Annotated in this window: 16 protein-coding genes; 2 read left to right on the forward strand and 14 right to left on the reverse strand. The window is 41.5% G+C overall.

Going from position 1 to position 20152, the window contains the following annotated elements; translation table 11 throughout:
- Positions 1-13 precede the first annotated feature (13 nt).
- Positions 14-1306 (reverse strand): UDP-N-acetylmuramoyl-tripeptide--D-alanyl-D-alanine ligase, encoded by a 1293-nt coding sequence (locus EWU23_RS13250; protein ID WP_317164331.1) that lies wholly within the window; start codon positions 1304-1306, stop codon positions 14-16.
- Positions 1307-1344: 38 nt separating this feature from the next.
- Here EWU23_RS13250 and EWU23_RS13255 point away from each other — a divergent pair, with 38 nt between their 5' ends.
- Positions 1345-3468 (forward strand): T9SS type A sorting domain-containing protein, encoded by a 2124-nt coding sequence (locus tag EWU23_RS13255; protein ID WP_166233001.1) that lies wholly within the window; start codon positions 1345-1347, stop codon positions 3466-3468.
- On the opposite strand, the gene EWU23_RS13260 is transcribed toward EWU23_RS13255, so the two are convergent.
- Positions 3465-4421: a sulfite exporter TauE/SafE family protein gene (locus EWU23_RS13260; RefSeq protein ID WP_166233003.1), complete on the reverse strand. Its 957-nt coding sequence runs from the start codon at positions 4419-4421 to the stop codon at positions 3465-3467. The genes EWU23_RS13255 and EWU23_RS13260 overlap by 4 nt on opposite strands.
- 131 nt (positions 4422-4552) lie before the next feature.
- Between EWU23_RS13260 and leuS the strand changes: the two genes are divergently transcribed.
- Positions 4553-7375 (forward strand): leucine--tRNA ligase, encoded by a 2823-nt coding sequence (gene leuS / locus EWU23_RS13265; protein ID WP_166233005.1) that lies wholly within the window; start codon positions 4553-4555, stop codon positions 7373-7375.
- A gap of 90 nt (positions 7376-7465) precedes the next feature.
- Here the strand turns inward: leuS and EWU23_RS13270 are convergent, their stop codons facing one another.
- From EWU23_RS13270 to EWU23_RS13325, 12 genes are all read right to left on the reverse strand, one after another.
- Complete coding sequence (locus tag EWU23_RS13270; protein WP_166233007.1) at positions 7466-8950, reverse strand: sulfatase family protein; 1485 nt, start codon at positions 8948-8950, stop codon at positions 7466-7468.
- A 1-nt stretch (position 8951) separates the two neighbouring features.
- Positions 8952-9998, reverse strand: a complete 1047-nt coding sequence (locus EWU23_RS13275; RefSeq protein WP_166233009.1) for an SO2930 family diheme c-type cytochrome — start codon at positions 9996-9998, stop codon at positions 8952-8954.
- 2 nt (positions 9999-10000) lie between these two features.
- Positions 10001-11206 (reverse strand): parallel beta-helix domain-containing protein, encoded by a 1206-nt coding sequence (locus EWU23_RS13280; protein ID WP_166233011.1) that lies wholly within the window; start codon positions 11204-11206, stop codon positions 10001-10003.
- A 1-nt stretch (position 11207) separates the two neighbouring features.
- Complete coding sequence (locus tag EWU23_RS13285) at positions 11208-12047, reverse strand: sugar phosphate isomerase/epimerase family protein (protein WP_166233013.1); 840 nt, start codon at positions 12045-12047, stop codon at positions 11208-11210.
- Position 12048: 1 nt separating this feature from the next.
- A complete protein-coding gene (locus tag EWU23_RS13290; protein ID WP_166233015.1) occupies positions 12049-13140 on the reverse strand; it encodes a Gfo/Idh/MocA family protein in 1092 nt (363 codons plus the stop codon).
- Positions 13141-13161: 21 nt separating this feature from the next.
- Positions 13162-13521, reverse strand: coding sequence for a hypothetical protein (locus EWU23_RS13295; protein WP_166233017.1), 360 nt, complete (start codon positions 13519-13521; stop codon positions 13162-13164).
- A 59-nt stretch (positions 13522-13580) separates the two neighbouring features.
- Positions 13581-14948, reverse strand: coding sequence for an alkaline phosphatase family protein (locus EWU23_RS13300; protein ID WP_166233019.1), 1368 nt, complete (start codon positions 14946-14948; stop codon positions 13581-13583).
- A 4-nt stretch (positions 14949-14952) separates the two neighbouring features.
- On the reverse strand, positions 14953-16155 hold the full coding sequence (eboE, locus tag EWU23_RS13305) for a metabolite traffic protein EboE (protein ID WP_166233021.1): 1203 nt from the start codon (positions 16153-16155) through the stop codon (positions 14953-14955).
- A 6-nt stretch (positions 16156-16161) separates the two neighbouring features.
- On the reverse strand, positions 16162-17307 hold the full coding sequence (locus tag EWU23_RS13310) for a 3-dehydroquinate synthase (protein WP_166233023.1): 1146 nt from the start codon (positions 17305-17307) through the stop codon (positions 16162-16164).
- Between the two features lie 9 nt (positions 17308-17316).
- Positions 17317-18198, reverse strand: coding sequence for a UbiA-like protein EboC (eboC, locus tag EWU23_RS13315; protein ID WP_166233025.1), 882 nt, complete (start codon positions 18196-18198; stop codon positions 17317-17319).
- Complete coding sequence (locus EWU23_RS13320; RefSeq protein WP_235942223.1) at positions 18198-19151, reverse strand: TatD family hydrolase; 954 nt, start codon at positions 19149-19151, stop codon at positions 18198-18200. The genes eboC and EWU23_RS13320 overlap by 1 nt, the downstream gene beginning before the upstream one ends.
- 64 nt (positions 19152-19215) lie before the next feature.
- Positions 19216-20076, reverse strand: a complete 861-nt coding sequence (locus tag EWU23_RS13325) for an EboA domain-containing protein (protein WP_166233029.1) — start codon at positions 20074-20076, stop codon at positions 19216-19218.
- Between the last annotated feature and the right edge of the window lie 76 nt (positions 20077-20152).

Genomic DNA, 20152 nt, shown 5'->3' on the forward strand with positions numbered 1-20152 from the left:
TTGAATCAAAATATTATTCCAAAAACGGCAACACACTCTCTAAAGAAATACCCCTAGAACCTTTGACCAACAAATAGCTGTTTTTAATGGGATGATCTTGCAGCCAATTGTGTAAACCAAATTTGTCAGGGAAATAATAGGCCTTAGGTAAATGAATCAAGGCATGTTGCATGTGCTGACCCACCAATAAAACTCGATCAAATCCTTGCTGGGCAATTAGCTCGCCCAATGCCGCATGTTCTTCAGCGGAAGCATCACCCAATTCAAACATGTCACCCAATATGATGATTTTGGGGTTGTTTTCTGTCTCCGAAAAATGCTGGATAGCGGCCGACATCGAGGAGGGATTGGCATTGTAAGCATCCATCAATACTTGGTTACTTCCAATGTGAATATACTGAGAACGGTGATTAGTCGGGATATAGCTTCGAATCCCCTCATGGCATTGTTCATCTGTTAGACCAAAATGTTTACCCACCGCTAAGGCCATTTGAATGTTTTCGAAATTATAGATGCCTGGTAAATGACTGCGAACTTGCAGCCCATCCCGCGTTTGGTAAACCACCGTAGGTTTAGCTTCCACCAATTCTGTATACAAGGCCTCATTGGCGATGATGGTATTTGTAAAAAGTCTTTCAGCGTGCATGTCATGGACCACGTTTTTGTCATAAGGCAAAAACACCGTTCCTTCATGGTGGGCAAGGAAATCAAATAATTCACCTTTTCCTTTTTTGATTCCTTCCATTCCCCCAAAACCTTCTAAATGGGCTTTACCTATGTTGGTAATTAATCCGTGCGTCGGTTGGGCAATACTCACCAGTTCGTGAATGTCCCCTTGTTTATTGGCACCCATTTCAATCACCGCTATTTCATGACTAGCTTGAATGGACAAAATAGATAAAGGGACGCCTATGTGATTATTTAAATTTCCAGAAGTAGCAAAACAATGAAACTTTTGAGACAGCACAGAAAATAATAGTTCTTTGGTCGTCGTTTTACCATTTGACCCCGTTAAGCCAATGACAGGAATATGCAAGGTTTCTCGGTATAGTCGGGCTACATCTTGCAAAGCTTGTAAACCATCCTCCACCAAAAGCGTGTTTGGGATGTGTGCAAAAGCTTCATCATCAATCACGGCATAGGCTGCACCTTTGGATAAAGCTTCTTCTGCCAATTGATTGGCATTAAAATTGGGACCTTTTAGAGCAAAGAATAGATTACCTGGAGCGATCTTGCGGGTATCGGTAGATACACCACTGGCTTGTAAAAATCTTTCTAAAAGTGTTACATTAGAGGTCTTCATCATAAATTAGATTACCAGGGCTTTTGGCTTACAAATATCGAATGAAATTTTTAGTATTCTTATTTTTTGGATTCCTAAGCTCGGAAATACTTGCCCAGGTACCATCTTGGAAGCAAAGTTCGCAAATCCCCGTTAAAGTCAATCAAACATTTTTAGCCAATCCATGGGCAGGAGGGTTTAATTCTGTCCAGGTAGAAAGTATGGATTTGAATTTCGATGGACTGGAAGATTGGGTGATTTTCGACCGGAGTACCCAAAAATTGAGTACTTTTTTGCGCTTAAAAAATGCTGCGGGTCAAATTTCTCAGGTGTACAGCCCTCAATTTGAATCCTTATTCCCCAAAATAGAAAACTGGTTTCATCTAGTAGATTATAATGGAGATGGAAAGAAAGATTTATTCTGCTCGGCTCCAGCCGGAATGAAGATATACCAAAATACATCGGGGGCGAATATCACTTTTCAAATCTTGGTCGATCCTGTATATTCCGAAGGCTTCTCAGGAAAAATCAATTTGTATGTAGCCGCTTCCGATATTCCGGCCATTGGCGATGTGGATGGTGATGGTGATGTGGATGTGCTGGCCTTTGAACCGGCAGGACATTATGTGGAGTTTCATGAAAATGTCGCTGCTAAAGGTTCAGGGTTGATTCAGTTCAAGAAAACAGTAGATTGTTGGGGCGACTTTCTTCACAATGATTGTGAAGATGTGGTGTTAGGCAAATCTTGTAGTACTACTTACATCCCTTTTCAAGTGAAAGGCCCTAATCAGGTCATGCATTCCGGGAATAGTTTGGCCTTATTGCCCAATAAAAATGGATTGCCTGATCTCTTGTTTGGCCATGTTTCTTGTCAAAATCTCATTCATCTAATCAATACGGGCACTGCTTCTAAGCCTCAATTCAGTCAGTTAAATTATCATTTTCCTAGTGGTAACCCAGTTCAAGTTGGTGCTTTTGCCTCGGCTTTTCCTCAAGATGTCAATGCTGATGGTCAATTAGACTTGCTGGTATCTAGTAATACCTATGATAATGCTTTGTATAGCCAAGATTTCCAACATTCATTAGCCTATTATCAGTTAGAGGGTGATACTTGGGTTGAAAAAAAATCGTCCTTCATGCAAGATCAGATGTTGGATGTAGGAGAAAATGCTGCGCCCCTTTGGTGGGATGCCGATGGGGATGGAGATTTAGACTTGCTGATTGGAAATAGCGGTATTCGTGGGGCATTGGGTGTGCGGGCCAGTTTGAGTTATTATGAAAATGTGGGCACAGCCCAGCAAGCATCCTTGGTGCAGAAGAGCACGGACTATGGCAATTTTAGTATAGCTACCCAAGCCACGGATATCATCCCTCAAGCCGTGGATTGGGATGGAAATGGGCAAAAAGAGTTATTGATTTCTTATCAAACTTTTGTGGGGGTGAAGGTGGCACTTTACACGATGGATAAAAAGTGGCAAGAATTACCTATATCCGTTCTGCAAGTAGGAGAGACACCCCTGTTTGTGGATTGGAATCAAGACGGAAAATTGGATTTGCTGGTTTTAGAAAAGTCGGGAAGAATACGATCCTATCAATTTCAAACGGATAAATCCTTGCAATTGGACAATGCCAATTGGGCCAATCTGCTTCAAGACATAAATTTCATTCCGAAAAGCCTCACCTTTTTGGATGTAGATGGGGATGGAAAATGGGAGTGTATGGCATTTGATCGAATGGGTAAAGCACAATTGATCACCTACAGTTTGGATGGGAAAAGTGCTAGTAGGGCTCAGGCATTTACCTGGACTGCTGAATTGGGGGAGCGTGTTTGGCCCTTTGCTGCCGACTGGAATGGAGATGGGAAGATGGATTTAAGTATTGGTTTAGGTGCAGGTGGAGTTCAGTTAGTAGAAAACATTTCCAATAGCCCTGTTATGGAACAGCTTAGTCAAGATGGCTTACAAGTTTGGCCTAACCCTAGCAAAGGGCCCATTTTTGTGATGAGTGCTGTGGCAGGAGAATTGACCTTCTTGGACATACAAGGAAGAGTCATGATGAATCCCATGGCCATTCAAGCCAAAGAAACTAAGACCATTCAATTACCCAAGGGATATCAAGGGTCCTTGTTTATCCGTTGGGTAAATCAAGTTGGTCAGACAATTGTAAAACGCTTACTGATCGACTAAAAGAATTTGTCAGCCCCTAGGATAATTTGACGAAGACTAACGATGATAATCACCATACCCACTAAAATCATCATGGATTTGATCGGAAGCTTGTTGGCCAAACGTGCGGCGATAGGAGCGGCAACCACACCACCCAAGATCAAGCCAATGATGACCTGCCAATAGCCCAGTCCGATGACCGTAAAAAAGGTCAAAGAAGAAGCTAAGGATACAAAAAATTCCGTTAGGTTCACACTTCCAATCGTGTATTTGGGATGACGACCCGAAGCAATTAAGGTAGAGGACACGATGGGTCCCCAACCACCACCACCGATGGAATCTAAGTAGCCACCAAATAGAGCTAAAAGACCTACTTTTTTCAACTGACGTTTTTCTTGTCTTTTAATCAATGCCTTCCGAATGATGATGGCTCCTAAAAATAAGGTATAAATAGAAACGATGGGTTTGATGTAATCTGCGTAATCTTCTAAGCTAGAAATCACATAGGCTCCTAAAATGGCACCTATGATTCCGGGTATAACTAGGGTTTTAAATAGCTTGGAATTGACATTCCCAAATTTCAAGTGCATATAACCAGAAACACCGGATGTGAAAACTTCCGAAGCATGTACACTAGCAGATGCTGCCGCGGGTGAAATACCCACGGAAAGTAAAAAGGTGGTAGCAGTAACTCCATAAGCCATGCCCAAGGCTCCATCGATCATTTGAGCAATAAAGCCCCCTAAAATGTAATAGAGAATTTCAGAATTGATAGAAGTGAAGACCACTTCCATTTTTTCAATGGTCACATAGGTAAACAATAAATGCCCCACGATCATCAAAGCCAAGGCATTACTGATGTGTATAATGACTTCGGTAATACTTCTTTCTCTTTTCCAAATGGTTTGCACCGCATTGAAAATGCTCGGGAATTTTCTCTTTGTTTCTGGACTAGGAGGAGTATTTTGGGACATAATGCTTACTCGTAAGGTAAAATTGCCTACAAAAATAGTAGACTTTATCTAATCTACCAATAAAGTAGAGTAAATATTTTTTCATAAAAAAAGCCGTAATTTGCATTCCTTTTTTAAAATGATAAAAATTTATGCGTACAGAGTATCAGTTTCGAGAAATCGAAAAGCAATGGCAGTCTTTTTGGGAGGCCAATAATACCTTTCAAGCAAATGTAAATCCGAACAAACCTAAGTATTATGTGTTGGATATGTTTCCTTACCCATCTGGGGCAGGTTTACACGTCGGGCATCCGCTAGGGTACATTGCATCTGATATCATCTCTCGCTACAAGCGTTTGCAGGGTTTTGAGGTTTTACACCCGATGGGTTTTGATTCCTTTGGTTTACCAGCTGAGCAATACGCTATACAAACCGGGCAGCATCCTGCGCTTACTACAGAACAAAACATTAGCCGATACATTGAGCAATTGAAAAACATGGGTTTTTCTTTTGATTGGACAAGAGAAGTAAGAACCTCTGACCCATCTTATTATAAATGGACACAATGGATTTTCATGCAATTGTTCAATTCTTGGTACAATCAGGTTTCCGATAAAGCGGAGTCGATGGATACCTTGGTTCAAATTTTTGAAAAATCAGGATCGATTGGAGCACAGGCTGTTTGTGATGAAGAAGTGGCACGTATCTCTGCTGAAGAGTGGAATACCTATAGCGAAGAGGAGAAATATACTTATTTACTATCTTTCCGTTTAGCTTTCTTGGATGATTCTGTGGTGAACTGGTGTCCGGCTTTAGGTACCGTTTTAGCCAATGATGAAGTCAAAGATGGTGTTTCTGAACGAGGAGGCCATCCCGTAGAACAAAAGAAAATGCGTCAGTGGTCGATGCGTATCACGGCCTATGCTGACCGACTATTGCGTGGATTGGAAGAGGTGGATTGGTCAGATTCATTGAAAGAACAACAGCGCAACTGGATTGGTAAATCCATTGGTGCTGAGGTTGATTTTGATATCGATAATCCTGCGCTTTCTCATAAAAAAATCAAAGTATTTACGACCCGGGTGGATACCATTTATGGGGTTTCCTTCATGGTTTTAGCTCCTGAGCACGAATGGGTGGAGGAATTGACAACGCCGGAGCAAAAAGAGGCAGTGGAGGCTTATGTGACTTGGGCAAAATCTCGCTCTGAGTTAGATCGTGTTTCGGAAGTAAAACAAGTGAGCGGCGTATTTACTGGTTCATTTGTGATCAATCCGTTCAATGGAGAACGAGTACCTATTTATTTGGCTGATTATGTCTTGGCAGGATATGGAACTGGAGCGGTGATGGGAGTACCTTCGGGTGATCAGCGCGACTGGAACTTTGCGACACATTTCAATCTTCCAATTATCCCTATTTTGGATGCACAGAAGGATATAGAAAAACAAGCTGATGCTACCAAAGAAGGAAAATACATCAATTCCGAATTGATTAATGGTAAGACCTATCAAGAGGCTACTCCTATTTTAACCGCATGGTTAGAAGAAAAGGGCATTGGTAAGGGTAAAATACAGTACCGTATGCGTAATGCGGTATTTTCTCGTCAGCGTTATTGGGGAGAACCCGTTCCGGTATATTTTAAACCGAATTCCAAAGGTGATTTATTGCCTTATTTGATTCAGGAAAGCGAATTGCCATTAGAGCTTCCTAAAATTGATAAATATCTACCCACTGAAACTGGCGAACCGCCATTAGGTCGTGCGGCAGAAGCTTGGAAGTACCAAGGACAGTACGACTATGAATGGTCGACCATGCCAGGTTGGGCTGGCTCTTCTTGGTATTGGTACCGCTACATGGATGCCCAAAATGACCAGGAATTTGCTTCGCAAGAGACTGTGAATTATTGGAAAGCAGTGGATTTATACATTGGCGGTTCTGAGCACGCAACGGGGCACTTATTGTATTCTCGTTTTTGGAATAAATTCTTGAAAGACTTGGGATATGTGCAGGAAGAGGAGTTTGCTAAGAAATTGATCAATCAAGGAATGATTCAGGGGCGATCTAATTTCGTCTATCGAGTGAAAAACGTGAGTCCAGCTACTTTTGTTTCTCATGGTTTAAAGGATCAATATGATGTGGCAGCATTGCATGTGGATGTCAATATTGTAGAGAATGACATATTGAATGTGGAGGCCTTTACATCTTCTAGAAATGATGTTCCTGCGGATGCCGTTTTCGTATTGGAAGATGGTAAATACCTATGTGGATGGGAAGTGGAAAAAATGTCCAAATCCAAGTACAATGTAGTGAATCCAGATGATCTGATAGCCAAATATGGAGCTGATACGCTACGAGTATATGAGATGTTTTTGGGACCATTGGAGCAATTTAAACCTTGGAATACCAACAGTATTTCAGGATCTCATAATTTCTTAAGAAAAGTGTGGCGTTTGTTCTTTGATGAAACAACCCAAAAAGTGAAATTGGAAGATGCTCCTGCAAAGCCAGAGGAATTGAAAGTTTTGCATACGGCCATCAGAAAAGTACATGAAGATTTAGAGCGTTATTCGTTCAACACGGTGGTTTCAACCTTGATGATTTGTGTCAATGATTTGACTCAATTGAAATGCCATAAGAAAGCCATTTTGAAGGATTTAGTACTATTATTATCTCCATATGCTCCTCACATGGCAGAAGAATTATGGGTTGCATTGGGAGAGGAGGCAGGAAGTATTTCCAAAGCTAAATTCCCTGAGTTCAATGCGGCCTATTTAGTAGAAGATGAGTTTAATTACCCGATTTCATTCAATGGAAAAGTGAAATTAACCTTATCTTTTTCTGCGACTGCTAGTCCAGCCGAAGTAGAAGCTGGTGTTTTAGCTCATGCACAAGTGCAAAAAGTATTGAATGGTCAAACACCTAGCAAGATCATCGTAGTGCCGAAGCGGATAGTTAATATCGTTTTGGCGAAGTAGGAATTAGTTATTAGTGTTTAGTTATTAGGTATTAGAACTCTATTTTAAATTCTAAACACTAATCCCTAAACACTAATAACTATCAATTCTTCATTCTACATTTTTAATCCGCTGTAGTAGCGCCCTCATCTCACTAACCTTTTCAGGATATTTCTCAAACAAGTTTTCCGATTCTTTGGGGTCAAGTTTTAGGTTAAATAATTGGCCAGTGATGTGATTGGTGGCTTTGACATTTCTAGGGTCAGTGAAACCTCCCGAGCCCAATCCTTCCACCCATTTCCATTCACCCTGTCGGACAACTAAATACCCGATGGACGTGGTGAATACCAAAGCCTCTTGCTCTGGAATATCCTTGCTTTTCTGGGTCAATAATGGGTAAATGCCATAACTGTCATTTTTGCTGGTGCTTTGACCTAGGATTTGTTGACAAGTAGCTAATAAACTGGTTTGAGAAACTAAGGCATGGGACGTGCTTTTGGCCTTTACTTTCTTAGGCCAACGAACAATGAACGGGATACGGTGGCCAGCTTCAAAGGCATCACCTTTCATTCCTCTCCATTCTCCAGCCGCCTGATGTTGAAATTCTTTCACGAAATTTTCTCTCCAATAGGGCCCATTATCGCTGGTAAAAATAACGATGGTGTTTTCTTTTAATCCAAGGCTATCCAAGGTTTTCATGAGTTGACCAACCGAAGCATCCACTTGTTGAACAAAATCCCCATACTCGCCGGCTTTGGAGCTTCCCTTGAATTTGTTTTGAGGAACCCAAGGAGTATGTGGACCAGAAAAGGGGATGTACAAGAAAAAGGGTTTATTGGGTTTTTGACGGGCCAAAAACTCGTTGGATTTATCGATGAATCGGGGCATAACTCCATAGAAATCAAAACTAGGTGCCATTTTTCCTTCTCGCCAAAAGGGACCTGTATACCCTGTGGTTAATTTATTGCCATCTGTATAGCCAGTAGGCTTCTCCACCAAATGTTGGTTTTCCAAATAGCAATAGGGTGGCATGTCCAACGATGCTGGCAAAATATAGGAATAGTCGAAACCCACCGCAGCAGGACCACCTGTAGGATCTTGGTCAAAATCAATATGCTCTGGCTTCATTTCTTCCTTGATGCCATAATTCACTTGGGTTATATTGCCTTCAAAACCGGCTTTTACGGCCCAGTCCAAACCCAAATGCCATTTGCCAACCACGCCTGTTTGATAGCCTTGACTTTTGAGAAAAGAAGCAACGGTCATACGTTCTTTTTCAATCAAGCTGCGACTATAGCCACGCAATACGCCCACAGGTAATTTACTTCGAAAAGGATATTGTCCCGTCATGATGGCGTATCTGGATGGCGTACAAACTCCAGAAGCAGAATGAGCATCTAAAAAGCGCATGCCTTCTTTAGCCAATTGATCGATGTGAGGAGTGGCTACTTTATCTCCTTTGGGATTATAGATGGAGATATCTCCATAGCCCAAATCATCGGCTAATATGTAAATGATATTCGGTTTCTTCTGAGCCAAACTCGGAAAAACCAGGGACATACCCAGCAAAAGAGGAAAGATAAAGCTTGTTTTCATGTTAATGTGCTAAGGAGTTTATCCAATCTTGAATCAATTTGATTCCTGCCTGATGTTTCATTTTTCGACCTAGTTCAGGCATCATAATGCCTGGGTCTACGGAATCCATGCGGTAGGCCAAGATACTTTCTTTGGCTTTGCCGGGAACAATATCGTATTTCAAATTGCCTGATCCTCTTCCCGCTGCTACCGGGGTCTTCATGAACCCATAGGCTGTTTTATCTTTTGAATCCCATTGTAAATATAATCCTGAAGAGCGTGCAGGTCCTGTTGGGTTATGGCAATGCGCGCAGTTGATGTCTAAATAGGCTTTGGCACGTTCATCGAGCGACTTACTTTCATCGGCATAATTGACTAGCGCTGGAATTTCATTCAGATGGGGTAAACCCGATAAAATGCCTGCTTTTGCCCAATAATCCAATTGATTTTGCTTCCCAGAAACATAATGAAACTCTCCGTTTACTTGTCGGGCCGAAGGACCAATGGGCGTCATTTTGCCACTTCGTTCATGGCAACCTTTGCATTGGTTCATGTTAGGCACTTGATAATTTACCTGTTTTAGTATGCCTTGTTTGTCCTTCCAACTAACCATAGAAGAACCTCCTGCTACTTCCAAAGTGGCTTCTGTTTGGGCTTCATCCCAAATATAGGGCAAGGCTACCCACGACTTTTCTTGTCGGATTAACACCCGTGTTTCCATGATTCTCCTTCCTGCCGAAGGATTGGCTTCATCTTTGGGATAATAAAAGGTTTTAATGATGGCGGTGCCCACCGGAAACTGAAATACGGAATCTGCATTATAGGCCACCTTACTTTCCGCTGGTAATTTGATAAAGCGGAGTTTGGATGCATAATCCGAAAAAAGGGGGGAATTCAATTGGTAAGGAATCACGCCGTCTTGTGGATTTTGATCTTTTAAATCACCCTTGAAAAATCCATAATCGGATAATTTCATGACATAGCCAGTCGTGCTTTTTTGGATGGAACTAGCGTTGATAAAGGTCATCCAAACCAATATCATCAAGCCTAAACGAAAAGACCTGTTCATGATTAACGGAGTGTCTTAAATGCTTGAAGATGGCAATTGTACAAACTGACGTCGCGTTGGATGTTTTTGAAATCGTGTTCAGCATCGATATTGGCGAAGCTTTGATTCGTATTGTTTCGAATACAAATACGATACGAAGGAAAATATTCACCGCTGGAATCCAATCGTTTCGGGTCCAAGATGCCATCATACACAATATTGGGTACCTGTCTACCAAATTTCAGTTTGAAGCGATACATCTGACCAAATCGACCTTTGGCAGGAACTCTGCCGGCTTTTCTTTCAAAATCATTGTCACGGATTTCAATGGCTGTAGGATAGGGGTCATATTCCAAATCCGTGATTTTATTTTCCGTCATGTGGTAAGAAATAATTCCCACGCCCATGGTTCTATTTTGGTGAATCTTATTATTGAAAATTTCTACCTGACTCGTAGCTAAAACGAGCATGCCCGTTCCTTTTGGGACACGAGCCACAATGTTTCCTTTGGGGGCAAAATTGGCTAGGTTATTTTCAATGACCTCATTTTGATATACTTTCACATGACCTCCTTTTTTCTGAACCAAATCAGGTAAATCAAAGACCAAAATGCCTCCTGTATTGCCATAGGCTTTATTGTGATGCACCTCGGCAAATTGAGAATTTTCAATTTCTATCCCAGCTACATTTTGAAATGCGATACTATTTTTCACTTCAATGTACTTGGATTGACCTACATAAATACCTGCATCTGAGGCACCAATGGCAATGCAACTATCAATCAATACATTTTCACAAAGCACCGGATAAAGCGCATAGCTACCATTGCTAGGAGAGGGTTTGCCTGTCCACTCGGCCTTGATTCGGCGAAAGGTGATGCCTTTGACATGCATGGTTTTGATTAAATCCCCTTTGGAATCCTGCACGGTCAGATCTTCCAAAATGATGTTTTCAGAATTGCTGATTTTAATGCCTTCGGCTCCTCCCACTTGATTTTTAAAGGAAAGGATGGTTTTATCGATTCCTTTACCGCGGATGATCATGTTTTTTTTACCATCCATGGAGAGACTTTGGGATATTTGGAAAGTACCTTCTTCTAATTGTATGGTACTTCCATCTTCCGCTAAAATCAAATCCGTTTGGATTTTCTTTTCGATATCTTGCTGCCCTACAACCTGGGTGACAAGGACTATTTGTAAGATCAATAGGTAAAGAAAACGCTTTGTCATATTATTTTAAATTCGATAAATAGGTTCTGCTTTGTCGGGTTTGAACGGGATATCTAGAGCTTTCATCCTCTAAATAATAATGCTGAATTTTGGCTTTTTTCGCCGCTTTCATGATTTCAGGTATGTTCAGTTGCCCACTTCCTAAAGCTACATCATTTTCCACAGATGTGCCACCCGACATATTTCCTTGCACTCCTTTTTTCAAATCCTTCAAGTGCACCAATTTAAAGCGATTACCATATTTTTCCAACAGAGACGCTGGATTTTGACCTGGGAAAAAAGTCCAAAGGATATCCATTTCATAGCTGACAAATTTAGGATCCGTATTTTGAACCAAGTAATCAAACAATGTACCTTCTCCATAAGGCTCAAATTCAAAGCCATGGTTGTGGTAGCAAAAGGTTAGGTCATATTTCTCTTTCAAGGCTTTACCAATTTGGTTAAATTCCTGAGCCGTCTTTTGGGCCATTTCTAAGGTAAACGGACCTGTATGAGGAATCCATGCCACTCGAACAAAGGAAGCACCTAAGGTTTTCGCATTTTCGCCCACCTGATCCGTCTTGTTTAATGCATCAGCCATATTTACTCCGAAAGAAGAACATTTCATGCCCCTTTCATCCAACAGGTCTCTCACTTCTTGGGCTGTTTTGCCAAATAAACTGGAGAATTCCATGTCGGTAATACCTTGGTTTTTTAAGGTATCTAAAGTTTTGGCCATGTTTTTGGATAAGCTATTGCGGTAAGTAAAAGATACCATGCCGATGTCTTTGCCATTGATTTGCATGGGTTTCTGGGCAAATGCCAACGTAGGCAATAGGAGTAAAAGAAAAAATGCTTTCATGTTATTTTAAAAAAATGGTTTTGTGAGTTTTTGCAGATTCAGAGGCAGCGGATAATATTTCCACTACAATTTCATTGATGGCTAAAGAAGACAAATCCTTTTGTGGATCTATTTTGCCTTGTACTACAGCAGCTAAATAGGCAAATACATTGGCTCTTTCGGGAGCTAATGGAGATAAATCAATGAGGCTTTCTTTGCCAAATCGACCTTCAGCAACATACTTCATTTGTTTGGTCTTATTGGCCACTAAAATACCTTTGCTGGCATATAATTCGGTGTCTTTTCTATCAAATGGCCAATTCCAGGAACCTTGAATGATGGCCTGAGCATTAGGGTAGTTTAAAATAATGGTGGTTTCATCATCTACTTTAGGATAGATGTGCGGTTTTAAATGTTGGCTCACAGCTGTCACGGAAATAGGCTTTTGTCCTTCCATGAGCCAAGTCATGATGTTAGCACCATAGCAACCAAAATCAATCAATGCTCCTCCACCGTTCATTTTAGGGTCGGTTAGCCAAGCTAAGAATTCTTTCGAACAACCAATTTCTACGGGACCATTATGTCCGTCCATGATGACTACCTTGCGCAGATCCCCCAAGGATTTTTCCACTTTCAGCATGTCCCACATCTTGGCATGGGAGGGATACCAAGTCGTTTCAAAATTGGTTAATAGGGCTATCGGATGCTTTTTAACCAAGGCTTTCATCTTAGCCAGATGATCCATATTGACAGCCAACGGTTTTTCTACCATTACATGTATGCCTTTGGGGGCACAAGTTTGGACGACTTCCAAATGTTCATAGATGCTATTAAATGCACAAACGGCTTCTGGTTTTGTTTGGGCAATCAGTGTTTCTAAATCGGGGAACCAAAGGGATTCGGGTAATTGGTATTGCTTGAGCAGGCGCATGGCCAAGTTTTTATTTTTCTCGGCAAATCCAACAATGACCACATCCGCATTTTTTTGTGCGGCATGTAGCGCCTGACCCACGTGATCATGCGTCATTCCGGCTATTCCCACTCGAATGGGATTGCTGAATAAAAGTATAGGGCTGATCATGACCAGCCCTATGAGAAATAGTTTCGTTTTCATTGCTAAAAGATATATAAAGAATTAGTTTCTTGGAGGACCACCTTGACGCATTTGACTTTGCATCGTGATGTATTTTTCCAATTGTTCTGGAGAGAAAATGGCTTTCAATGATTCCAATTGTCCATCATTGATTTTCTTCATTTCTGCCATCATTTGCTCACGCTCCATGCCAGCCTGACGGAATTCCGTCATTTTTTGCATACGAGCGGAAATAATCGGCTCCAGTTTTTTAACCTGATCATCAGTCAGTTTTAATTCCGTAGAATAACGGTCAAGCTGACGTTGAACCATCGCTTTTGGATCAAAGTCTTGTGCAGTAGCTTTTGTACTCAGGCCAAGGAGCATCGCCATCATGGCGCATAGAGCAATTAGTTTTTTCATGGTAAAGTATTTTATTGATTTAATGGCTAAATATAGTGCTAATTTTTCTAATTAAATTTTTATTGAAAAATAGTTTTCCAAATTAAATCATATACTTCAGGCGCCTCTACTTGGCTAGGAAGGCTTTTTTGATCCGATACATAAATAGGATAATAGGCTGGCTCACAAAAAATACTTCCATGGGAACCTTTGATGAGCGTGGCATCTAGTGGAATTACATCCATCAAATAGCGAAAACCACTGAGTTTTCTAGCCAATTTATAGGCCGCTCTGAGTTTAATGAAGGGGTTTTTAGGGTCCATAAACATCTCTACAGGGTCATAACCTGGTTTTTTATGAATATCCACTAAACGGGCATAGTCAGGCGCTTTGGCGTCATTCATCCAGAAATAATAGACAAACCAAGCCTGCGGCTCGGCTATTAATACCAATTCCCCACTGCGGGCATGATCAATGTGGTAGGCTTTTTGTTCCTTCTTATTTAAGACTTTAGCTATGCCGGGTACTTTTTCTAAATCGGCCTTTATTGCCGCTATTTTGTTGGCATCTTGAATGTAGACGTGCGCTATTTGGTGATCTGCCGTTGCAAATGCCACACTAGCACCTGCATCCAGTAGTTCTAAGCCTTGTTCAATGCGTATGCTAATCAAACCTTTTTCACGCAAAATACGATTGATGTAAATAGGCTGATTCACTTCGTTGATTCCATATTCGGATAATAGAATCACTTCCGCTCCTGTACTTTCAAAATGCGTCACTAGGTCTTTGACCACTTCATCTATTTCCTTCAACTCCTTCGCTATCTTGGGAATATCTGGGCCAAATTTTTGCAGACAATAGTCCAAATGCGGCAAATAAATCAGATTCAGCGTGGGATTATATTTCTTATCCACCCAGATAGAAGCATCAGCAATCCATTGGGTCGATTTGATATTGGCATTAGGCCCCCAAAAACTAAATAATGGGAATGTTCCTAGTTCCGCTTGTAATTCATCGCGTAAGGAGGCGGGGTAGGAGTAGCAGTCGGGTGCTTTTACGCCGTCTGCATGGTACTGTGGACGAGGCGTGACAGAATAATCCGCTGTAGAATACATGTTGTACCACCAGAACATTTTGGCACAGGTAAAATTCGGATTTGCCTTTTTGGCGGCATCCCAAATTTTCTCCCCTTGAACTAGGTGGTTGGATTGTTTCCAAAACTTCACTTCGGCATCTTCGCGGTCATACCAGCCATTTCCCACGATTCCGTTTTCATTGGGATATTTTCCAGTCACATAACAACTTTGAGAAGTGGTCGTAACAGCTGGTAAAACGGGTTTGATGTGGCAAATTTGCTTGGAAGCAATGAACTGGTTTAAAAACGGTGTATGTTCGCAGAGAACACTTTGACTTAATCCAACCACATCAATCACGACCGTCTTTTGCATAGTTTTAGGCTTTTAATTGTTCTTGTACCCATTGAATTTCTCGAATGATGGATTCATGAATGGGAATTTGATGTTCTTCCGGCAAGACAGCCCAGGTATAGGTTTCTATTTCCATTTGTCCGGTGAATGCTTTCTGCTTTTGTATGGCTAATGTTTCTCGAATTTCTTTCTGTGTGGAACCCAATAATCCATAATTCTCTAAAAATAAAGGCACATGGTAGTGAATTCTCCATTCCAAAAATGCCCCTGGCTCATAAGCCGCAAAGGCTTGGTCCAAATCCGGATATTGGATGAAACTGCCATCCACTTTTTTGGCTTTCACCTGATGTAAATAAACAGGCTCTTGGTATTTTTTCAGCAAGGCTAATTTTTCTTCCGCTTGCTGACTAAAGTCCAACCGCAAGGCTGAACTCACCTGTATCTTTCCTACTTGTATGCCTTTTTCCTTCAACTCAGCAATGCAGGTAGCAGGATGATCATAGCTTACTCCGAAATGACAGATGTCAAAACAGATTTGAATATGTCGACGAATCAATTCCTCGGCTTTGGTAGCGCTATATCCTTTTTCGATTAAATGAGGAATACCTAGTGGCAATAAACAGGCACCATACCAATCCACGAATTCACGGTGGTTTTCTAAAATACCATCGGGTTCTGGTTCAATATCAATGTGTATGCTTTTTCCTGTAGCTTGTTCAATGTGTGCCAAAGAATCCACTAAATCTACTAAGGCCAAGGTGCCTTTTTCAGTAGCTTCTTGCAATGCCTCTGGACTTTTCCACCAAAAACGGTAGGAGAGTGGAGAGGTGGAAATGCCTCCTGAAGCTTGACTTTCTGGCAATAATTTGGCTAAAATATGGGCCAAACGCAGGGTATAATCGTAACGTTCTGTTGTGGTCCAATCAGGTGTGTGCACATCGTCTTTAACCACTACGCCATGAAATCCTCCAAAAGGAAATCCGTTGAGCGTAAATACGTACAAATCCTCGGCTTTCAACCAATCTGTCAAGGCTTTCCAAGCTTGTTCATCTTGTAAATCTCTACTGGCTAAATCGGCAATGCGTAAACCTAGGCCCATGGGAGCATCAGGACTTACTACCGCTTTGATAGCCGGTATGTTTTTTTGAAGATTGGCAAAATGTTCAGACCAAATTTCACCCGGATGAATGTTGGAACAATAACTTAAAAGCCCTTGTGCTGTTTTCATGGTATGCTATCCTAATTGAGCTAAGAAATCAACCGATTTTTTAATTAAATCGAAATTCATTTCATGCACTTCTTTTCCTTTGCCTAGTTTTTCCAACAAAGTAATACATAATTGTCCACCCAAATGCTCTTGGAATTCCTGCAAGCCTTTGAATAAATTGGCTTTATCATTTTCTGCCAAAGCTGGGTGGTAGGTATCAAATCCTAAAGTTCGAATCACCGCAATCACACGGTCTCTTTCCTCAGCGGTTAAATAGCCAATTTCATGCGAATAGGCTGTATCTAAAGCAAGACCAATGGCCACAGCTTCTCCATGACGAATCTCAAAATTGCTTAAATATTCTAATTTATGAGCTGCCCAATGGCCAAAATCCAAGGGTCTAGCTGATCCTAATTCAAAAGGATCCCCGCTGGAAATGTGCTGCATATGTAATTCAGCGCAACGGTAGATTTGTTCCATCATGGCCGCTTCATTGCGCTCATTCATGGCTGCTGCATTGGCTTCCAACCATTGGAAGAAGGCTAAATCCTTGATTAAAGCTACTTTGATGGCTTCTGCAATACCTGATCTCCAGTCGCGGTCGTTTAAGGTAGCCAATAAATTCACATCGTTGAACACAGCTACGGGTGGAGCAAAAGTGCCTAGGAAATTTTTCTTTCCCATGTAATTCACTCCATTTTTAACGCCTACTCCCGAATCATTTTGAGATAAAACCGTACTCGGTATACGAATGAATTTCACCCCTCGGTGCGAGATAGCTGCGGCATAACCGCTCATATCTAAAAAGGCTCCACCACCAATACATGCCACAAAAGAGTGTCGATCGATGCGATGCTCATCAATAGCCCGAACCACTTCTTCATAAAAGCGAGGGTCATTTTTACATATTTCTCCACCGGGTAAAATCAAGATTTCTGGGGATAAATCTGCCACAGGATACGTTTCAAAGTAGTGGACGATTTCAGAGGTCAAGTTCGGATGGGCATCTGCCACGCCTTTGTCGATGACAAACACAATCCTTTTCCTAAAATCGGCTAAGCCAAAGTTCAAGATGAAATCCTTGAAAACGGGATTATCTTGTTGGAATAAGCCTTTGGAAAAAATGACTTGATAGCGAAAGGGTACCTGAAAATATTGTTCTAATGACTGCATGCTATAAAATTACGTAACGGCAAAGAATTTCCCTACTCGCATGGAAATGGGTAATAGGGCTAACACTGCCAAAGCAATCATCCATTGTCCACTTAGACTCACCCAGGCCGCGTTCATCACAATGAGTGACAAGACACCTGCTTTCACCGTTTTACCAATGTTGGGTCCAATGGGATTTTGATATGCTTTTATTAAAGGTTTAAATATAAGCGTGATGTGCAAGATAATGAAAGGAATGGCAATCCATTGTTCCGATTTAATGGCCAAGGATAATTGTGCCGCATGAATGATCAAAAAGAAAAAGGCCGCTGCCGCTATGGGCCAAGGGGTACTTCCATGTACTTCACCCCGACTCACCATGGTAATGGCTGCAATGTAAATCAAAGGTAATATCATCCATTGTCCCTGTTCTATGACCCCTAGTTCGTAGACCGACATGCCCAAAAGTAGGTTAAATGCTCTGCAAAGGCCCATGTTGATGGGGCCAAAGTATGGCATGTGTTTTCCTTTCCAGTCGTAAAATAGGGCTAATAAAGTAATGATAATGGCCACGTAGCCACTGAGTATACTTTGTTTGAAGGCTAAGAAAATGCCCAAAACTAAAAGGAGTAAACCTCCTGCAATAGCGGCTTGTAAAGAAATCCTTCCACTGGGTAAAGCTCTTTCTGGTCGTTCTAGGCTATCCAAATCTCTATCAAACACATCATTGAACACCACCCCACCTGCATATAAACACATGGTGGAAAATCCTAATAAGAAAAGGGGCTGTATGGAATAATCTTTCCAAACAAAAAGGAAACCCACGATGGCCATACCCGCCATGATGTCGGTCAAAGCCGTGATGACATTGGCGGGTCGAGTTAATTCCAAAAAGGCCCTAATCTGACTCATTAGCGAATGATCAAGGAGTTTTTATTGACTCTTGGAGCTTGTCCACCACGTAAAACCGTATTGCCATTGAATTTCAGAGACTGATCTATTTCCATGCCATGGATAAAATCAGATTCCTTAATTTGTCCACTTTGAGCAAAAGCATCCAAGGCATTTTGGTAGGTTACTAAACGAATATCTTCATCCGAAATACCTTTCATTTTCATCAATGCTGCTGTTTTTGGAATCGCCAAGGGATCGGAAATACCCCAGTCGGCCGCCGAATTAATCATGATCATGGATGGGCCGTATTGTTTGACAATTTCCACCATGCGCTCATTTCCCATTTTAGTGAAGGGGTAAATGGTAAAGGCGGCATAGAATCCTTGATCCAATACCGATTTAACGGTTTCCTCGTTGTTATGGTCAATGATGACCATATGAGGATCTAAACCATGCTCCAAAGCGATGGCCATGCTTCTTTCTGTACCTTTTTTCTTATCTCGGTGAGGCGTATGCACCTGCACAGGCAAGCCCATTTCTTTGGCCAATTCCAATTGTGCTCGGTAGTATTTTTCTTCCAAGGCTGTTTGGTCATCAAAACCAATTTCACCTACACCCACTACGCCTTCTTTTTGCAAGAATAAGGGTAAAATCTCCATTACCTCCTCAGCCAAAGCTTCATTATTAGCCTCGCGAGAGTTAAGTCCAATGGTGCAATAATGCTTGATGCCAAATTGAGAAGAACGAAAACGCTCCCAACCAACCAACGTAGCAAAATAGTCTTTAAACGACGATAATCCTGTTCTAGGTTGACCTAACCAGAAGGCAGGCTCAATGATGGCCACCACTCCAGCATCCGCTAAGGCTTGGTAATCATCCGTTGTTCTTGCCGTCATGTGCACATGCGGATCAAAAAACTTCATGCCTTTGATGTATTGCTCAAATGTTTCTTCCACGGTGCTAGCAGTCATGGCTTCCTCTGCTGATCCTTGAAAATGAGATGGGTTCGATTGGTGTGGATTTTTACACATAATCTTAGGCTGGTTGGTAAATGGGTTCTGGTTTCTCTAAAGCTCCCCAAGCATCATTTGGGACTACAGGAAGCTCGTTTTTGTATTTTTCTGCCAATTTTTTTGCTTCAGGTAAAGTGCTTTGTGCTAAAACGAGCGCAGCAGCTAAACGGTCTGAGGCTAAATCGGAATGAATTAATTTTTCAATATCAGGTAATATCTTCTGATTCAAATAAGGTACGATTAAGCGCCAAACTTGCGATGGTACACGACGGTTCGCCGCCCAACGTTCATGCGCAAAATCCACCAAGGTTTGTACCAAAGCTTCGTTATTTCTTTCGGCTAAACCTTCAATTTGATGGATAGGCTTATCGTTGAATATGCATTTTAAGACCAATTGGTTCCAAGCTAATTCCGAGAAATACTGCTTGGGATATGGATTTCCAAAGGCAATGGCGTCAAAGATTAAACCCACATTAGAACGTACCGCATCCGTAGCACGGTTCATCCATGCTTCAGGATAAGCGAAAACCGGAATGGCCGAATATAGGGCAACGGACTCGTTCAATTCAGCGGTATCAAATAGCAGGTTGATTTTCTTGATGTATTCTTCTCGACTTAACTCTCTTTCTTGGCAAAGGCTCAATAAATACACACGGGCCAAGCGGTCTAAGGTCCAACCATTCCAATTCCAATCGGGTAGGATGGAGGCGGCTTGACTCAAGACTTCATTTTCTAGTTCTTGTTTTTCAATAAAACGAGGAACCATGACAAAGCTGAGCGATAAAGAATTAGTGTCTTTCGCTGATTTTTCCTTCAACCAATCCAATTCTTTGGGTTGACATTGGGTACTTAATGCTTGAAATAGGGACTCGGAGATATTCAAAATATGCTATTTTATGATGATTTTAGGCTAAAAACGAATTTACTACATAATCCTTAGATTGATGACATGATTTATG

The organism is Aquirufa beregesia (assembly GCF_011090385.1).
Taxonomy (GTDB): Bacteria; Bacteroidota; Bacteroidia; order Cytophagales; family Spirosomataceae; genus Aquirufa; species Aquirufa beregesia.

Coding starts and splice junctions, on each gene's coding strand:
- EWU23_RS13250 (WP_317164331.1), bottom strand. CDS start 1,306: ATGATGAAGACCTCTAATGTAACACTTTTAGAAAGATTTTTACAAGCC.
- EWU23_RS13255 (WP_166233001.1), top strand. CDS start 1,345: ATGAAATTTTTAGTATTCTTATTTTTTGGATTCCTAAGCTCGGAAATA.
- EWU23_RS13260 (WP_166233003.1), bottom strand. CDS start 4,421: ATGTCCCAAAATACTCCTCCTAGTCCAGAAACAAAGAGAAAATTCCCG.
- leuS (WP_166233005.1), top strand. CDS start 4,553: ATGCGTACAGAGTATCAGTTTCGAGAAATCGAAAAGCAATGGCAGTCT.
- EWU23_RS13270 (WP_166233007.1), bottom strand. CDS start 8,950: ATGAAAACAAGCTTTATCTTTCCTCTTTTGCTGGGTATGTCCCTGGTT.
- EWU23_RS13275 (WP_166233009.1), bottom strand. CDS start 9,998: ATGAACAGGTCTTTTCGTTTAGGCTTGATGATATTGGTTTGGATGACC.
- EWU23_RS13280 (WP_166233011.1), bottom strand. CDS start 11,206: ATGACAAAGCGTTTTCTTTACCTATTGATCTTACAAATAGTCCTTGTC.
- EWU23_RS13285 (WP_166233013.1), bottom strand. CDS start 12,047: ATGAAAGCATTTTTTCTTTTACTCCTATTGCCTACGTTGGCATTTGCC.
- EWU23_RS13290 (WP_166233015.1), bottom strand. CDS start 13,140: ATGAAAACGAAACTATTTCTCATAGGGCTGGTCATGATCAGCCCTATA.
- EWU23_RS13295 (WP_166233017.1), bottom strand. CDS start 13,521: ATGAAAAAACTAATTGCTCTATGCGCCATGATGGCGATGCTCCTTGGC.
- EWU23_RS13300 (WP_166233019.1), bottom strand. CDS start 14,948: ATGCAAAAGACGGTCGTGATTGATGTGGTTGGATTAAGTCAAAGTGTT.
- eboE (WP_166233021.1), bottom strand. CDS start 16,155: ATGAAAACAGCACAAGGGCTTTTAAGTTATTGTTCCAACATTCATCCG.
- EWU23_RS13310 (WP_166233023.1), bottom strand. CDS start 17,307: ATGCAGTCATTAGAACAATATTTTCAGGTACCCTTTCGCTATCAAGTC.
- eboC (WP_166233025.1), bottom strand. CDS start 18,198: ATGAGTCAGATTAGGGCCTTTTTGGAATTAACTCGACCCGCCAATGTC.
- EWU23_RS13320 (WP_235942223.1), bottom strand. CDS start 19,151: ATGACTGCTAGCACCGTGGAAGAAACATTTGAGCAATACATCAAAGGC.